Origin of the sequence: Streptomyces sp. NPDC059832, assembly GCF_042731715.1 — a bacterium.
In the GTDB taxonomy this organism is placed as follows: Bacteria; Actinomycetota; Actinomycetes; order Streptomycetales; family Streptomycetaceae; genus Streptomyces.
The window spans coordinates 53028-67626 of record NZ_JBHWIY010000012.1 but is presented as its reverse complement, the minus strand read 5'-3'; the positions used below and the strand labels follow the sequence as shown (position 1 = coordinate 67626).

The following is a 14599-nucleotide window of genomic DNA, read 5'->3' as shown; positions in this document are numbered from 1 at the left end:
GGGATGACGTCTTGAACCGTACGGGCTTCCGTGGCCCTCGCCCGACCCCCTCGCGGGGGGGGGGACGGGACCCCGGGGGGGGGGGGGGGGGAGTGGGGAAGAGGCAGGGTATGGTGGGGGGGTAGAGGTGGGGGGTGGTCCGAGGGTGGCGGACACAACGCCGATTTCGACACCCCGGCCTGCTCCGGAACGTTCCGGTCACCACCGCACGGTGAGGCCGTGTGTCCGGGTGACGGGGTCCGGCGGAGTCACTGCGTGCGGTAGGCGTCGACGATGGTCTGGGTGAGGGTGTGCCCGTCGGTGTCGGTCAGCTCCGCGCGCAAGGAGACGCCGGTGCCCGCGCCCGGGTTGTGGACCATGACGGCGCCTCGCTCGACCGGCAGGCGGGTCCACGAGGCGCCGCCGTCCACGGAGACGGACACGGCCAGCGAGCGGAGCTTTCCGTTCGCGGCGGCACCCTGCACCGTGACGGGGACACGGAGTGCGGCGTCCGCCGCGGCGGTGCCGGTGGGGCTGAGCGAGGGGGAGAACCGCACGGCGCTCACCGGTACCGGGGCCGGACCGGTGGTCGTGCCCGAGGCGAAGGTCCACGACGCGGTCACGCGGGTGGCGGCGCCGGGCGCGCCGGTGCGCTTCACCGTGCTGGTGATCCGGTACGTCGCGCGCCCCGGCGGCACGGTGAACTCGGCCCGGCCGGGGGCGCCGGACTGCGTCCCGGCGAGCACGCCGTCGCGGTGCAGCGTGGTCGAGGCCGAGGCGTACGACGGCGACGACGGCACGTGGCCACCGCCGTCGGTGAGCAACGGGACGTCGACGGTGATCCGGTCGCCGTCACGCACGACGCCGGGGCGGCCGGTGAGGCCGGGGCCGAAGACGGCGTTGTCGAAGACATGGGTGGTCGTGCTTCCGGCGCGCACGGCGACGCCCTCGGCGGAGTAGCGGTTCGCCGCCCCGCCGGGCGCACGGGGAGCCATGTAGGTGATGTCCCAGTCGCCGCGTTCCGGAGTCACGAGGTAGGTGACGGTGCCGGGAGTCGGCAGGGCCTGCGAGACCCCGACGGTCAGGCCGGTACTCGGTTGCAGATCGACGGACCCGGTCCCCGCGGTGCCCGGCAGCGCGGCGCCACGGACCTTCACGGTGGCCAGGTCCTTGGCGGCGGGGTGCCGGGTGAGCCCGGTCAGGGCGCGGGTACCGGTGAAGACGTAACCGAGCGCGTAGTCGACGCTCTTGGTGGTCCAGTACGCGTCGAACCACTGCTTCACCGATCCGGCCTCGGCGTCGGGGCCCAGGTGCGCGACGCGCAGATTCGCCGTGGCGGAGATCAGGTTGACGAGCCGTTCGGCGCCCTGGTGCCTGACCTCGACGACCATCGCACTGTGCAGGAAGCCCGCCGAGCGGTCGGGCGGCCGTACGTCGACGGGCGCCGTGGTGCGTGCGTCGACGGTCACGGTGGTGTCGCGGTCCAGGTCGAGGCGCGGCTGGACGATCCAGTCCGTACCGTCCGCGCCGTCACCGGAGGTCAGGGAACTGCTCAGCAGATAACGGCCCTTGGGCAGCCGCACGGTGGTCGTGCCGGAGGCGTCGTGCGGCTGGACGACCTCATCGGCACCCGGACCGGAGATTCCGGTGACGGTCGTCTCGTACGACCCCGTCGGGCGGCCGGTGCGGTCGAGGTGCTTGATCGTGAGGGCGTACGTCTGCGGCTCCGCGGCGAAGGCCGCGGTGTCCAGGGCGGGCGTCGCGGTGCCGACCACGGCCACGGCGAGAGCCATGGTCCGCAGGACGCTCCGGCGGGGCAGGGAAGAATTGGTCATGACCTGCACTGCGTCGCTGGGTGCCGGAGTTCCCGTGAGCCGCGTCACATCGGCTGCGGAGTCACGGCCCCGGACGGTGCGTGTGGTGCACGTCACGGGAACCGGCGCAACGGACGTGGCAGAGCAGAGTGTGGAATCACTCATGAGGAATCGCTTCCGCCGCGGGGACAGCAGCGCCCTGGGAGAGCAGTACGACGAGCACTCCCAGGTGCTGTACCGCTACGCCCTTCGCGTGACCGGCGACTGGGCGGAGGCCGAGGACGTCGTCTCGGCGACCTTCCTGGAGGCGTGGCGCAGCCGGGAGAAGCTGCGCCCCGAAGGGGACAGCCTGCGCCCGTGGCTGCTGGGCATCGCCACCAACATCATGCGCCGCAACGCACGCGCCCGCCGACACCGTGACATCGCGCTCGCCCGCGTCCCGGAACGCGGCTCCATCCCGGACTTCGTCGACGACCTGGTCACGCACCTCGCGGATGCCGAGCAACTGCGTGCGGCGCGCACCGCACTCGCCCGACTGCGCCGCCGCGACCGGGAGGTCTTCGCCCTCGTGGTGTGGGAAGGCCTGGACTACGCGGCTGCGGCCGAGGCACTCGGCGTACCGGTCGGCACCGTCCGCTCACGCCTCTCCCGCGCCCGTACCCGACTGCGCGAGCTCGCCGACGCCGAGGCCCGCGCCGCACGCGCGCGGTCCGGGCGGTCCGGAGCCGGCCGGCCGGCCGCGGCGGAGGGCCGCGAACCCACTGCCACCCCCGACAAGCCCGTACCGGACCGCACCCCCGCGGTCCGCTCGTCCAGCCAGGAGAACCACGGATGAACACCACCCCGCGGCACCCCACGGACCACCCGTCCGAGGGGAACGAACGCCTCGGCCTCACCGGTCTGCTGCCCCCGCCACCGGTCCCCGGCCTGACGCCCGACCGCGAACTGCTGCTGAAGCAGGCAGTGCTGGCCGAGGCCGCCTCCGTCGAACCGGCCGGCAGGTTCACCACCCGGGCCACGCGCCCGCGTCGGCGTCTGGTCCGGTTCGCGGCGCCGGCCGTGGCCTGCGCGCTGGCCGTCGGCGGCGTCGTGGTGGTGAACCTCGCGGACGCGCCGGGGCCCGGCCCCACCGAGGTCGCGGGCGAGGGGACCACCGGCGCTCCCGAGGCGACGCGGCTCCTCGGCCGCATCGCACTCGCCGCCGCCGGAGAGCAGCAGCCGACGGTCCGCGCCGACCAGTTCGTGTACATCGAGAGCAAGGTCGCCTACGCCGCGCAGAGCGCCGGGGGAGGCCCCGTGACGATGCCTCCCGTGCACACGCGGCAGGTGTGGCTGTCCGCCGACGGCAGCCGCCCCGGCCTGCTGCGCGAGGCGGGCGAGCCCGCCACCCGGCTCGGCGTCGACGGACCCGTCGACACCCTCGACGGACCGGGGGCGACGCCCCGTCCGAGCACCCTGCACGCTTCGGGCCCGTCGGTCGACAACCCCACCCACGCCTACGTCGCGTCGCTGCCCACCGACCCCGACGCCCTGCTGAAGCTGATCCGGGACGAGACCCGGGGACAGGGCCAGGACCCGGACCAGCGAGCGTTCACCGCGATCGGTGACCTGCTGGCCGAGACATGGGCACCACCGCGGGTCGGCGCCGCGCTCTACCGGGCCGCCGCGAGGATCCCCGGGGTCACGGTGATCCACGCGGCCCACGACGGCACGGGACGCGAAGGTGTTGCCGTCGCCCGCACGGCACACGGAGAGCAGACGCAGTGGGTCTTCGACCGGACCACGTACGCGTTCCTCGGGGAACGCACGGTCCTCGCCGAAGCCGGCGACGCCGGCCCGGCGGGAACCGTCGTCGGCACCTCCGCGGTCCTCACCAAGGCCGCCGTCGACCGTGCCGGTGAGACTCCCTGAGGGTTGTCCCTCCAGGGATCCTCAGCCGCCGGAGGCCATGAGGCGATCGAGCGCCGCCCGGCCCGCGCGTCCCCAGGTCGGCTGGCCGCCGGGAAGGCCCTGTTCCCAAGCCTGGCCGATGCCGATGAGGGAAACGCCGCGCAGGACGGCCCACCCTCGTGCGCGCCGGATCGTCGCCTCGTCCGCGCGTGCGTACGCGCCGAAGAACCGTGACGCCGAGCCTGCGGGAAGGAGCAGCCACGCGGCTGCGAGATCCGTCGCCGGATCGCCGACGCAGAGGTCACCGAAGTCGATCACGCCGGAGAGGGTTCCGTCCGAGACGACGACATTCGCCGGATGGAGATCACCGTGAATCCACACCGGCGCGCCCTGCCGGCCGGGAGCCGCAACGGCATCGGCCCAGATACGCCGGACTTCGGCGGCGATGCCGCTGGAGGCAACGGCCCGGAATCGCTGTTCGAAGTCGTCCGCGAGGGCGGTGAGGGGAACGCCACGGTTCGCACTGGTCGGCGCCCCGGCGGGTGCCTTCTCATGGAGCGCGCCGAGAAAGCCCGCCAGGGCATTGGCCGCATGGTCGGCGCGGCTGATCGCGGCGCGGTCGCCCGGCACACCGGGAACCCATCTCGCAATGGTCCAGGGCCTCGGGAAACGTTCGGACGGTACTCCGATCCGCACGGGGGCCGGGACCGGGAGCGGAAAGCGCGGGGCCAGGACCGGCAGCCACTGCTGCTCATTGCGCAGAAGTGACGGAGCGCGTGGTGTGAGCGGCAGTCGTACGGCCAACTCCTCACCGAGGCGCCATAGTTGGTTGTCCCAGCCACCGGCCATGAGGCGCAGGTCGCCTCCCGCGAGGTCCGGATGCTGCTCATGGAGCAGGGACCGCACCAGGGCCTCGTCGATGTCGAGTCTGTCCATGTACGGAATCCTCTCTCGGTACCGGCGAGGCAGGCCCGGAGCCACTCGGGCGTGCCCGATCGAACGCTGTGCACCGTACCCGGTCCCACAGCCGAGCGTGTGACGGAGGACGGTCGGTGGCCAACACCGGACAGGCGGTCCCGGCGGCCGCCCTCGGCGCCGCCGGCCATGCCAGGAGGCGGGCTTCCCCGTTGCTCGCCGAAGGGCCTGACGCCGCCGGGACGGTTCGGCCGGTACCGAACCGTTTCGGGCCTAGCGTCGGAGCCATGACGTACACGATGCACGAGTTCGGCCGCCATGCGGACGTGCGGGCGGCGCTCGCCGACCCGGCGCTTGTTCCGGAGCCGCCGACTGCGGACGGTGCTCCGGCCGGGGCGGAACTGGCTCGGCCGGAACCCCTCGTGCTACAGCAGGCGGCAGCCGCAGGGGCCGGGGGAGAGGTGCGGGCGCGGGTGGTGCGGACGCTCGCCGAAGCCCTGGGAATGCCGGAGCCCGGGGAGGTCACGGAGGCGGTGATCGCGGTGGCCGGGGCCTACTTCGGGGCCGCGGACGCAGGTGCGGCCGAGGACGAGGCGGTGGCCCGGCTGGTCACGCTGCTGGTGCCGGGGGCAGCGGACGAAGCGAGCCTGGAGGCAGCCGCGAACCGCATCGGGTTGCTGGTCCAGGCATGCGAGGCGACGGCCGCACTCGTCGAAGCCGCGACCGGACGCGACGAACCGCTGGCCCGGGTGCTTCGGGAGGTTCCCACGGTACGGACCATGCGTCGCGTCGCCGTCCGGGCCACCCGGGTCGCGGACCGGGAGATCGCCGAGGGCGACCGGGCGCGGCTCGATCTCGCGGCGGCCGGTCGCGCACATCCCGTACCGCTCGCCTTCGGCGCCCCGCCCCGCGTCTGCCCCGGCCGTGCCCACGCCCTGGCCCTGGCCGACGGCCTGCTCCAGCGCCCGCTGACCGCGTTCGCCCGGCTGCATCACCAGGCCGCCGCCCCACTGCTGCTGCCCAACGCCTGGGACCATGCCTCGGCCGCCGCGCTGGTGGCGCAGGGCTTCGCGGCCGTCGGCACCACCAGTCTCGGCGTGGCCGCGGCCGTCGGTCTGCCGGACGGGGCGGCCGCCGCGGCCGAGGCGACCCTGGCGCTGGCCCGCCGGCTCGGACAGGACTCCTTCCTGTTCACGGTCGACGCCGAAGGCGGCTTCAGTGACGACGTGGCGGAAGTCGCCGAGCTGGCACGCAAGTTGTACGACGCGGGCGCGGCGGGCATCAATCTGGAGGACGGCCGCCCCGACGGCACCCTTGCCCCGGTGGAGCTGCACGCCGCGAAGGTCGCGGCGGTGAAGGCCGCCGTGCCCGAGCTGTTCGTCAACGCCCGTACCGACACCCACTGGTCGGGCCGCCAGGAGGAGGAGACCGCGACGCGGCTGGCGATGTACGAACAGGCCGGTGCGGACGGGGTGTTCGTGCCGGGGCTGTCGGATCCGGACCGGATCGCCGAACTGGTCGCCACTCTCGTCGTCCCGTTGAACATCCTGTACGCGCCGACCGGTCCCACCCTTGACGAACTGGCCGCACTCGGCGTGCGCAGGGTCAGCCTCGGATCACTGCTGTACCGCAGGGCCCTGGCGGCGTCGGTGGACACCGCGACCGCCATCCGGGACGGGCGGCCGACGGACCTGAGGGCCCCTTCCTACGCGGAGGTGCAGCGGCTGGCCGTGCCCGGTGTCTGAGCACTCGATTCCGCGGCAGAGAAGGCGGGCCATGCCGGTGCACCCGTCCCGCGCCGGGCCCGCCGCGTGTCTCAGGATTGCCGCGCGGACACGCAGCGGGCCCGCCACTCCGCGTCGGAGGCGAGGTCCAGGCCGGTCCACGCCATCGCGAGTGCGCCGTCGAGCACCGCGTCGTCCCCCGCCGGGCTCGCGGCCTCCTCGGCGAACTGCCGTGTGTGCGGCATGCCCCGGGCCCCGAGCACCCCGAGGCCTGGGTGGACGGCGGGCAGGGCGTGGGTGACGTTGCCCATGTCCGTGGAGCCGCCCGTGCCCTGCGGCACCGGGCCCGGCTCGGGCACCTCCCGCCCGGTCGCGCGCAGGTTGCGGGCGTACGCGGCCATCAGCGCGGCGTCCTGGCGCAGATCGAGGTAGTCGGGCTGGATCGGACGCATCTCCATCGTCGTGCCGGTGGCCAGCGCGGCGCCGCGGAAGCAGTTCAGCACCCGTTCCCGGAGATCGGTCAGCTCCTCGCCGGTGGGGGTGCGTACCTCGTACTCCAGCACCGAGCGCTCGGGGATGATGTTCGTGCGCTCCCCACCGAGGCGGACGATCCCGGCCACCCGGTATCCGTCCCGCAACTGCTGGCGGAGCAGGCCCACCGCGACCTGGGCGACCACCGCCGCGTCCGCGGCGTTGAGCCCGCCCTCGGGGGCCGCGGCGGCATGTGACGCCCGGCCGGTGAAGGCGACCTCGAAGCGGGCGACCGCGTTGCTGGAGCCCCGCGGGTCCGTGATGTCGACGGGGAAGGGGTGCACCATCATCGCCACCGTCACATCGTCGAAGGCACCGCGTTCGAGCATCAGCACCTTGCCGCCTCCCTCCTCCTCGGCCGGGGTGCCGAGCAGCTTCACCCGGAAGCCGAGTTCGTCCGCGGCCGCGGCCAGGGCTATCGCTGCGCCCGCGCCGGCGGCGCAGATGATGTTGTGCCCGCAGGCGTGGCCGATCTCCGGCAGCGCGTCGTACTCGGCGCACACCCCGACCGTCAGATCACCGCTGCCGTACTCGGCGGTCAGCGCGGTCGGCAGATCGCACACCGCGCGATTCACGGTGAATCCGGCGCCCTCCAGCAGCACCGCGAGCCGTTCCGCGGCCCGGGTCTCGGTGAACGATGTCTCCGGATCGCCGTGCAGCTCGTGGCTGAGCTCCAGAAGCCGGTCCTTGTACTCGTCGAGCCGGGCGGCGACGCGGTCGCGCGGTGATGAGTCGGCTGCGGGCATGGGGTGATCCTCCACTCGGTACAGGCGGACACTCGGTGCAGGCGGACGAAAATGGAAACGAATAGTTTCCTTAATCGACTCCCATGTTTACCTCTCCGCCGGAAAATGACCAGAGGTGCGATCTCTTTGCGCGGGTGTTCACCTTCGGGTAACTTCTGAGAGAAACCAACCGTTTCCTATTGATGTGGGGTGCTGGTGTGCCCCGAAATGGGGCGCCATGGCGAAGAGCACTCAGCGGCCGGTCGGCCGGCCCCGCAGCGAGGACGTCCGGGACCGGGTCGTCGGTGCGGCCGACGAGCTGCTCGCCGAGGCCGGCTATCTCGGCATGACCATGGACGAGATCGCCGTACGCGCAAAGGTCTCCAAGAAGACCCTCTACCGGTGGTGGCCGCACAAGGCCGCGGTGACCGCCGAGGTGCTCGTCGCCCGCGCCGATGTACGTGCCATTCCCGACCTCGGCGACACCCGAGCCGAACTGCTCGTGGTCTTCGACTACATCGACGAACTCACACGCGCCCGCGACACCTTCACCCGGTTGTGCCTGATCGAGGCCGCGGCCGACGAATCGGGCGTGCTCCAGTCCTTCCTCGACATCGTGCTGCGGCGCCGCGACCAGGCCCGTGCCGTCGTACAGCGTGGGATCGCCCGTGGCGATCTGCCCGCGGACATCGACGCGGACGCGCTCCTCGACCTGTGGAACGGATTCTTCGTCTACCGACGGTCCTTCCGTCCCGCGCCCGTGCACAAGGACACGGTGCGCCAGCTCGTCGAGCTCGCCCTGGCCGGACAGGTGCCGCGCCTGCCCGCCGAAGGCCGGGGCCCCAGCGGTTCGGCCGGCTGACCGAACCAGGTATCCGTACGGCGGGGCCGCCGTACGGATACCGTCCGTGTCAGGTCTCCTCGTCCTCCGCGCGGCGCTCGCCCTCCGCCTGCGACGGCTGGGTGCGCCTGGTGGCGGGGTGCCGCTCCTCGGCCGGATCCCTGTCCTCGTCCAGCCTCTCGCCTTCAGCCTGCGACGGAGTCGGGTACTCGATGTTCTCCCTCATGGCCGCCTCCGTGGTCGGATCGCGTGCCTACAAGTCGAGCGTATCGCTTCCGTCCCGTCGGCGGTCCGGGCTGCCCGCACAGCCCGGGAACAGCCCGCCGGGCGGACGGGCGGACAGGAGGGCAACCCGGACGCGACGATCAGTGCCGTGGTGGCCGGCGCACGACCGGGGGGAGAGAGACGGGTAAGCGTCGTTGATCGTGTGGTCGGTGTTCGGCTGCCCGTTGCCATGGAATGGAAGGGGGCGGGTGTCACGGTGTGTGGTCGCGTCCGTCTCGTGGGCCGAAGGCTCCGAGGGCGTCTGCGTCGGTCGCGCGTGCGTGCAGGAAGTAGTCGACCCACTCGGTGATTTCGGGGTAGGACGAGTCCTGCCCGATCCGGGTGGCGGCGGCCGCGATGTCGAAGTTCGTGGTCCGCAGTTCGACGCCAGGGCCCAGGAGGGCCCAGTGCGCTCCGGTTCTTCCGTAGGGCATGCCGATGCTGCCGGGGTTGATGACGAGCCGGCCGTGGGCGAGGCGGACGAACGGCATGTGGGTGTGGCCGCAGACCACGGTGCGGATGTCCGTATCGAGTCCGTTGAAGACTTCCTTCCAGCGGTCGAGGCGGGAGTCGACCAGGACGACCTCCTCGTCGTCACGGGGCGTGGCGTGGCAGAACAGCACCTTTCCCAGGCCACGCAGGGAGAGGGAGGCCGATCGTGGCAACGAGCCGAGGAGGTCGAGATGGTCCTCGCGGAGCTGTTCGGCTGCCCAGGGGGCGATCGGGTCGGGGATCGTGTCGCGTTGCCCCCGGCGGTATTCAAGGAGTTCGCGGTCGGCGTTGCCGCTGATCCAGATGACGTGGTCGCCGAGGCCGGTGAGCAGGTCGAGAACCTGGGTCGGTTGCGGGCCGGCGGTGATGTCGCCGGTGAGCACGATGTGATCGGCGGTGCTGACGTCTGGTTCGGCGAGCACTGCCTCCAGTGCCGGCAGGACTCCGTGAATGTCGGACAGGACGGCTACTCGGTTCAGCATGGTCACCACTGTGGGGTGAAGGCAGCCGAGCGGGGAGATCTTTCGCCCGGCGCGTAGCTCGGGGCGGGGCGTTCAGGGTGCGTGGTCGCCGGGTGCGTAGCTCTTCCAGGGGGCTCCGGCGTCGGTGACGATGTGGGTGGTGCTCCTGTCGTGGCAGCCCAGTGCCTGGGCGATGACGGGGGCCGGGGCCTGCTCCGAGGCGCCGTCGGCCGGGGCTGATCGTGCAGCGGGGTCTTCGCGGGTCGATGTTGTCGATCTCCGGAGGGCTGCGGTGGCGGTCGAGTCTCCGACGGATGAGCAGGCAGCTCGGCATGGGTCGTTCTTCGGGGCGCAGTCGCGGAGGGAGCAGGGGCGGTTCTGCTCCCCGGACGATGCGGACCGGGAGAAGGCGCAGGTCGAGCGGCGTGCGTACAACCGGCTGCGGTTCACTGTCCAGTTGACGAGCGTGCGGTACTTGGGGCGAGAACCGGGAGCACCGCGTCGGCGTGTTGGTGACCAGCGGCATGGTCCGGGCCGTGGACCTGAGAACGGAGTTGGTGCTGTGACGGAATTGGCGAAGGATGTGCAGGATGCCGGGTCGGAGACCGATGGCCCGAGCCTATGGCGGCAGCGGGATTTCATGCTGCTGTGGAGTGGCCAGACGGTCAGTGAGATGGGATCGGCGGTCACCCAGGTCGCTCTACCACTGCTGGCGGTTGTCGCGCTCAACGCGAGCACGTTCCAGGTCGGATTGCTGACCGCGGCCACCACGCTGGCGTTCGCGGTGATCGCGTTGCCGGCGGGTGCGATGGTGGACGGCGCTGCCAAGCGTTCCATCATGATCGTCTGCAACGTTCTCCGTCTGGTGATCATCGGCTCGGTTCCGGTGGCGGCGGCGTTCGGCGTCCTGACGATGGCGCAGCTGTACGTGGTCGCGGTGGCGGCGGGCGTGTGCTCGGTGTTCTTCGACGTCTCGTACCAGAGTTATGTGCCGTCACTCATCCGCGCCGACGACCTGATGAGCGCCAACGGCAAGCTCGGAACCACCCAGGCGTTCGCGCAGCTCGGGGGACCGAGTCTGGGCGGCGGGCTGGTCGGGTTGTTCGGCGCCGCGGGGGCGATGACGGCGGACGCGGTCTCCTACGCGGTCTCGGCCCTGTCGATCCTCGGGATCAGGACCCGGGAGGAGCCGCCGCCGGAGCGGCCGGCGGACGAGACACTGCGGCGCCGGATCGCCGAGGGGCTCAAGTTCGTTTTCGGGCACAGCATTCTGCGCAGGGTCGTGGCGTGCACGGGCACCGCGAACCTGTTCAGCGGCATGAGTACGGCGCTGGCGATGGTCTTCCTCGTCCGGGTGCTGCACGTGCGTCCCGCGCTGACCGGGCTGATCATGGCGGGCGCGGCCATCGGCGGGATCGCCGGGGGAGCGTTCGCCGGCCGGCTCGCCAAGAAGGTCGGCTCGGCGCGCATCATCTGGGTGTCGATGCTGGTCTTCAGCGCGCCGCAGGTCATCGCGGCAGCCGCCTGGCAGGGCTGGGGAGTGCTGCTGTTCCCGCTGGGCTGGGGCATCGCGTACTTCTCCGGGATGGTCTACAACATCGCCCAGCTCAGCTACCGGCAATCGGTGACGCCGCCGGAGCTGATGGGCCGGATGAATGCGGCCGTCCGCTGGGTCGTGTGGGGCACGTTGCCGCTCGGCGGCGCCCTGGGCGGGGTACTCGGCACGCTGATCGGGGTGCGGCCCGCACTCTGGCTGGCGTTCATCGGTTCCTGGGCGGCCGGCTGGTTCGTGTTCTTCTCCCCGCTCCGCCGCATGCGCGATGTTCCCCAACCCGCGCCCGCGTCCGCCCCCGAAGCCACGAGTTGACAGTGAGCGCAGGGTCGTTGCCGGGGGCTACGCATGCGGCATGGGCGAGGAGAGCCGGCCGACGATCCCGGCGAGCCGCGCAAGTGGGATCCACCGTGTCGCGCTGGGGGCCGGCTTCTTGTGCGGGGACTTGGGCATCGGCATCAGCAGGCTCGCCCCGGCCTCGCCGAGGTGCGTCAGCCCGGAGTGACGGTACTCGGGCAGGTCCCAGCCCGTTCCCGGCCCGCGCGGAGTGGTGCGCTGGTCCAGCAACGCGCGGGCCCGCCCGTAGGAGAGGCGGGCCGGTCCTGTGGCCGGGCAGACATTGCGTGGGGAGACCCCCCTGTCCGGGCCGGGACGGCGATGGGTGTCGGACACCGGCCCGGGGTGCGGCCCCGGATCAGCCTCGGCAGCAACCGGGCGGTCCCGGCATCCCCGCACCCCGTCTCCGGCGCGTACCCTTCGCGCACCGCACCGCACCGCACCGCGGCGGCGGACCTTCGGCTGGGCACCCTTCGACTGCATCGGGCAACGGCGGCCGGCCGGGCCCAGCTCCTCGATGCCGACGTCCAGGCTTTCCTCGGCGTGTGCCACGCGTGTGGCAGGACCGTCGTGGTGGTCCGGAGGGCATCGGGGAGGTCCGGGAGCTTCCTGCCTCGGCCGACGCGGTCGCGCGCTCGGCCGGACAGCCGCCACCTAGGCTTTGCGGGCGAGCAGTTGAATCTCCTGGAACTGCCGTCGGTCGGTGGGCTCGGGCTCGCGAACCATCCGGGCCACCTCGGCCAACCCGGACTCGCGCAGCATCGCGGCGAGGTGATCGGGCGACCATCGATAGGCAGGCGCGACCGCGTGATCGAAGACCTGCGTCGGGTGAGACGGACCATCGCTGGCCGAGAAGCCGATCAGAAGATGGCCGCCAGGTGCCAGCACGCGGTGGAACTCCGCCAGGATGACGGGGAGTTCCTCCGGCGGAGTGTGGATGACGGACCAACGTGAGAGTACGCCGCCCAGCACGCCGTCAGCGATGTTCAACGCGGTCATCGAGCCCACGTCGAACCGTAGGTCCGAATTGGCTTGTCGAGCCAACTCGATCATCGCAGGAGAGGCATCGACGCCAAACGCCGCCAGCCCCAACTGGTCCAGATGAGCGGTGATATGCCCAGGCCCACACCCCAGGTCCGCGACCTCACCATCCCCACTCGCACGTACGACCTCGGCGAAGGCACTCAAGATCGCGCGGTCCAACGGCCTGTCACGCAGCGTGTCGCGGAACAGCTGGTCATAGGTGGTGGCAGCAGCATCGTAGGCCTCGCGGGTGGCGCTGTGGGCATCGTGTTCGACCATGCTCGCCACAGTAGTTCCCGGCGCTGAGGCGAGCCGGGAGAATCACGATCTTCCCTCCAGCCGCTTCACCCGGGCCCGCCACCGGCCCGTCATAGCCGCACTCGGTGCACCAGCCGGTCCAGGACAGCACCGCGCCGCGCCGGGTGTGGCAGGTGTACACCGCCGCCGTGCCCCGCAGCAGTTCCAGGGCCTCGCCGTCGGCCTCCCACTTGGACCGGCGGGGGCTCGGCGTTCGATCCGACACGGATGTTCCTCGAACCCGCCCGGCGTCACCCGTGCGGCTCGCCTTTCGGCCAGGTGGAACCGCTCGGAGGGCGGGCCGGGTCCGCAGCCGGGAGGATCGACGCTGGATCACACGCGGCTCGTCCGGGCACGTGGCATGTCGACATAGGAGACAGGGATGGAAGCGATTGTTTTCGAGGAGTTCGGCGGACCTGATGTGCTGCATCTCGTGCAGTCACCCGATCCGCATCCCGGCCCCGGGCAGATCCGGGTGCGGGTGCGGGCCGCCGGAGTGAACCCGTTGGACTACAAGATCCGCAGGGGCTGGATGGAGCAGATGTTTCCCACCGTCCTCCCCGCGACGCCGGGCAACGAGTTCGCCGGGGCCGTCGACGAGGTGGGTGACGGAGTCACCGGTTTCGTGGTCGGCGACGAGGTCCTCGGCTGGACTGCCACCGGCGCCTACGCCACCCTCGCGCTGGCGGACACCGGTACCGTGGCCCTCAAGCCGTCCGAGCTGAGCTGGGAAAACGCGGCCGCCCTGCCCATCGCGACGGAGACGGCGGCGCGAGTGCTCGACGAGCTCGGGGTCGGCGACGGTGACACCCTGCTGCTGCACGGTGCGGCCGGAGGCGTCGGCTCGGCCGGCGTCCAGCTGGCGCTGGCCCGCGGCGCGACGGTGATCGGGACGGCCTCTCCGGCGAACCACGCGTATCTGCGCGAGTTGGGTGCCATTCCGGTGGCGTACGGAGAGGGGCTGGTGGACCGGGTACGGGAGGCCGCCCCGCAAGGTGTGGACGCGGTCTTCGACGCGGCGGGGCAGGGCGCGCTGCCCGACTCCATCGAGCTGCGCGGCGGCACGACCGAGCGGATCGTCACCATCGCCGACGCGGACGCGGCGAAGTACGGAGTGGCCTTCTCGGGCGGAGGCATCGAGCGGGCCGGCGAGCGGCTCGCGGAGAACGCCCGGACCGCCGCGGCGGGCCGCCTGACGGTGCCGGTCGCGCAGACCTTCGCCCTCGGCGATGCGGCGAAGGCGCAGCAGCTGAGCGAGGAGGGGCACGTACGAGGAAAGCTGGTACTGCTGCCCTGACCGCCGGGCATCGGGGGCGGCCTGGCCGACGGCCACATCCTCCCCGTCATGGGCGCCGAGCTCACCCACGGCCTGGACCTGTCCGGGTGTACCACTCTCGACGAGGTACGTCAGGCCCTGGCGCGGGAGGTCCGATCACTGGCACCCGGAGCATGGCTGCACGGCTGGGGCCCGGACCCGAACGTCTTCGGCGACCGGCCCGTCGCATCCGCCGCCCTCGGACCGGTCCTGGACGGCGTCCCGGCCCTCCTGCTGCTCTTCGACGCCCACTCCATGCTCGCCGGCCCCGTGCGCTGGAACTCGCCGGTGTCGACGGGCCCCGCCGTTTCGAGCAGTTCGCCGAGATCGTGTGCGACGAAGCGGGCCGCCCGGGGCCGGCTGTGGGAAGTGGCGGGCGTCAAGCTCTTCATGGACGGCACCATCGACAACGGCACCGCCTGGCTGGAGCGGCCCGACTG

13 protein-coding genes and 1 pseudogene are annotated in these 14599 nt (G+C 72.0%); 7 read left to right on the top strand and 7 right to left on the bottom strand.

Annotated features, from left to right (window positions below):
- Window positions 1-248: 248 nt before the first annotated feature.
- Complete coding sequence (locus ACFV8T_RS22290; RefSeq protein ID WP_385330032.1) at window positions 249-1814, bottom strand: serine protease; 1566 nt, start codon at window positions 1812-1814, stop codon at window positions 249-251.
- Between the two features lie 142 nt (window positions 1815-1956).
- Between ACFV8T_RS22290 and ACFV8T_RS22285 the strand changes: the two genes are divergently transcribed.
- On the top strand, window positions 1957-2628 hold the full coding sequence (locus ACFV8T_RS22285) for an RNA polymerase sigma factor (RefSeq protein WP_385330029.1): 672 nt from the start codon (window positions 1957-1959) through the stop codon (window positions 2626-2628).
- On the top strand, window positions 2625-3704 hold the full coding sequence (locus tag ACFV8T_RS22280) for a CU044_5270 family protein (protein WP_385330027.1): 1080 nt from the start codon (window positions 2625-2627) through the stop codon (window positions 3702-3704). The genes ACFV8T_RS22285 and ACFV8T_RS22280 overlap by 4 nt, the downstream gene beginning before the upstream one ends.
- 21 nt (window positions 3705-3725) lie before the next feature.
- On the opposite strand, the gene ACFV8T_RS22275 is transcribed toward ACFV8T_RS22280, so the two are convergent.
- The gene (locus ACFV8T_RS22275) at window positions 3726-4619 is read right to left on the bottom strand and encodes an aminoglycoside phosphotransferase family protein (protein ID WP_385330025.1); all 894 of its coding nucleotides are present in this window, start codon (window positions 4617-4619) and stop codon (window positions 3726-3728) included.
- A gap of 266 nt (window positions 4620-4885) precedes the next feature.
- On the opposite strand from ACFV8T_RS22275, the gene ACFV8T_RS22270 reads away from it, so the two are divergent.
- The gene (locus ACFV8T_RS22270; RefSeq protein ID WP_385330022.1) at window positions 4886-6343 is read left to right on the top strand and encodes an isocitrate lyase/phosphoenolpyruvate mutase family protein; all 1458 of its coding nucleotides are present in this window, start codon (window positions 4886-4888) and stop codon (window positions 6341-6343) included.
- Between the two features lie 71 nt (window positions 6344-6414).
- On the opposite strand, the gene ACFV8T_RS22265 is transcribed toward ACFV8T_RS22270, so the two are convergent.
- Window positions 6415-7599: an amidohydrolase gene (locus tag ACFV8T_RS22265; RefSeq protein WP_385330020.1), complete on the bottom strand. Its 1185-nt coding sequence runs from the start codon at window positions 7597-7599 to the stop codon at window positions 6415-6417.
- 217 nt (window positions 7600-7816) lie between these two features.
- Here ACFV8T_RS22265 and ACFV8T_RS22260 point away from each other — a divergent pair, with 217 nt between their 5' ends.
- Entirely contained in the window at window positions 7817-8440 is a 624-nt protein-coding gene (locus tag ACFV8T_RS22260; RefSeq protein WP_385330017.1) for a TetR/AcrR family transcriptional regulator, read from the top strand.
- Between the two features lie 49 nt (window positions 8441-8489).
- Here ACFV8T_RS22260 and ACFV8T_RS22255 read toward each other — a convergent pair whose 3' ends face one another.
- Both ACFV8T_RS22255 and ACFV8T_RS22250 read right to left on the bottom strand, forming a co-directional pair.
- Window positions 8490-8645: a hypothetical protein gene (locus tag ACFV8T_RS22255; RefSeq protein WP_266430446.1), complete on the bottom strand. Its 156-nt coding sequence runs from the start codon at window positions 8643-8645 to the stop codon at window positions 8490-8492.
- 250 nt (window positions 8646-8895) lie between these two features.
- Entirely contained in the window at window positions 8896-9657 is a 762-nt protein-coding gene (locus tag ACFV8T_RS22250; RefSeq protein ID WP_385330014.1) for a metallophosphoesterase family protein, read from the bottom strand.
- Window positions 9658-9787: 130 nt separating this feature from the next.
- Between ACFV8T_RS22250 and ACFV8T_RS22245 the strand changes: the two are divergent.
- Together ACFV8T_RS22245 and ACFV8T_RS22240 are read left to right on the top strand one after the other, a co-directional pair.
- Window positions 9788-10114: pseudogene (locus ACFV8T_RS22245) on the top strand (DUF4158 domain-containing protein); the annotation flags it as partial.
- Window positions 10115-10198: 84 nt separating this feature from the next.
- Window positions 10199-11503 (top strand): MFS transporter, encoded by a 1305-nt coding sequence (locus ACFV8T_RS22240; RefSeq protein WP_385330460.1) that lies wholly within the window; start codon window positions 10199-10201, stop codon window positions 11501-11503.
- Window positions 11504-11530: 27 nt separating this feature from the next.
- On the opposite strand, the gene ACFV8T_RS22235 is transcribed toward ACFV8T_RS22240, so the two are convergent.
- Together ACFV8T_RS22235 and ACFV8T_RS22230 are read right to left on the bottom strand one after the other, a co-directional pair.
- Entirely contained in the window at window positions 11531-11860 is a 330-nt protein-coding gene (locus tag ACFV8T_RS22235; protein ID WP_385330011.1) for a hypothetical protein, read from the bottom strand.
- A 318-nt stretch (window positions 11861-12178) separates the two neighbouring features.
- Window positions 12179-12826, bottom strand: a complete 648-nt coding sequence (locus ACFV8T_RS22230) for a class I SAM-dependent DNA methyltransferase (protein ID WP_385330009.1) — start codon at window positions 12824-12826, stop codon at window positions 12179-12181.
- A 400-nt stretch (window positions 12827-13226) separates the two neighbouring features.
- Between ACFV8T_RS22230 and ACFV8T_RS22225 the strand changes: the two genes are divergently transcribed.
- Complete coding sequence (locus ACFV8T_RS22225; RefSeq protein ID WP_385330006.1) at window positions 13227-14141, top strand: NADP-dependent oxidoreductase; 915 nt, start codon at window positions 13227-13229, stop codon at window positions 14139-14141.
- Window positions 14142-14599: the final 458 nt, after the last annotated feature.

Bases quoted from the DNA above. Each gene is read 5' to 3' on its own strand.
- ACFV8T_RS22270 (WP_385330022.1), top strand. From the start codon at position 4,886: ATGACGTACACGATGCACGAGTTCGGCCGCCATGCGGACGTGCGGGCG.
- ACFV8T_RS22275 (WP_385330025.1), bottom strand. From the start codon at position 4,619: ATGGACAGACTCGACATCGACGAGGCCCTGGTGCGGTCCCTGCTCCAT.
- ACFV8T_RS22255 (WP_266430446.1), bottom strand. From the start codon at position 8,645: ATGAGGGAGAACATCGAGTACCCGACTCCGTCGCAGGCTGAAGGCGAG.
- ACFV8T_RS22290 (WP_385330032.1), bottom strand. From the start codon at position 1,814: ATGACCAATTCTTCCCTGCCCCGCCGGAGCGTCCTGCGGACCATGGCT.
- ACFV8T_RS22230 (WP_385330009.1), bottom strand. From the start codon at position 12,826: ATGGTCGAACACGATGCCCACAGCGCCACCCGCGAGGCCTACGATGCT.
- ACFV8T_RS22250 (WP_385330014.1), bottom strand. From the start codon at position 9,657: ATGCTGAACCGAGTAGCCGTCCTGTCCGACATTCACGGAGTCCTGCCG.
- ACFV8T_RS22285 (WP_385330029.1), top strand. From the start codon at position 1,957: ATGAGGAATCGCTTCCGCCGCGGGGACAGCAGCGCCCTGGGAGAGCAG.
- ACFV8T_RS22280 (WP_385330027.1), top strand. From the start codon at position 2,625: ATGAACACCACCCCGCGGCACCCCACGGACCACCCGTCCGAGGGGAAC.
- ACFV8T_RS22260 (WP_385330017.1), top strand. From the start codon at position 7,817: ATGGCGAAGAGCACTCAGCGGCCGGTCGGCCGGCCCCGCAGCGAGGAC.
- ACFV8T_RS22225 (WP_385330006.1), top strand. From the start codon at position 13,227: ATGGAAGCGATTGTTTTCGAGGAGTTCGGCGGACCTGATGTGCTGCAT.
- ACFV8T_RS22265 (WP_385330020.1), bottom strand. From the start codon at position 7,599: ATGCCCGCAGCCGACTCATCACCGCGCGACCGCGTCGCCGCCCGGCTC.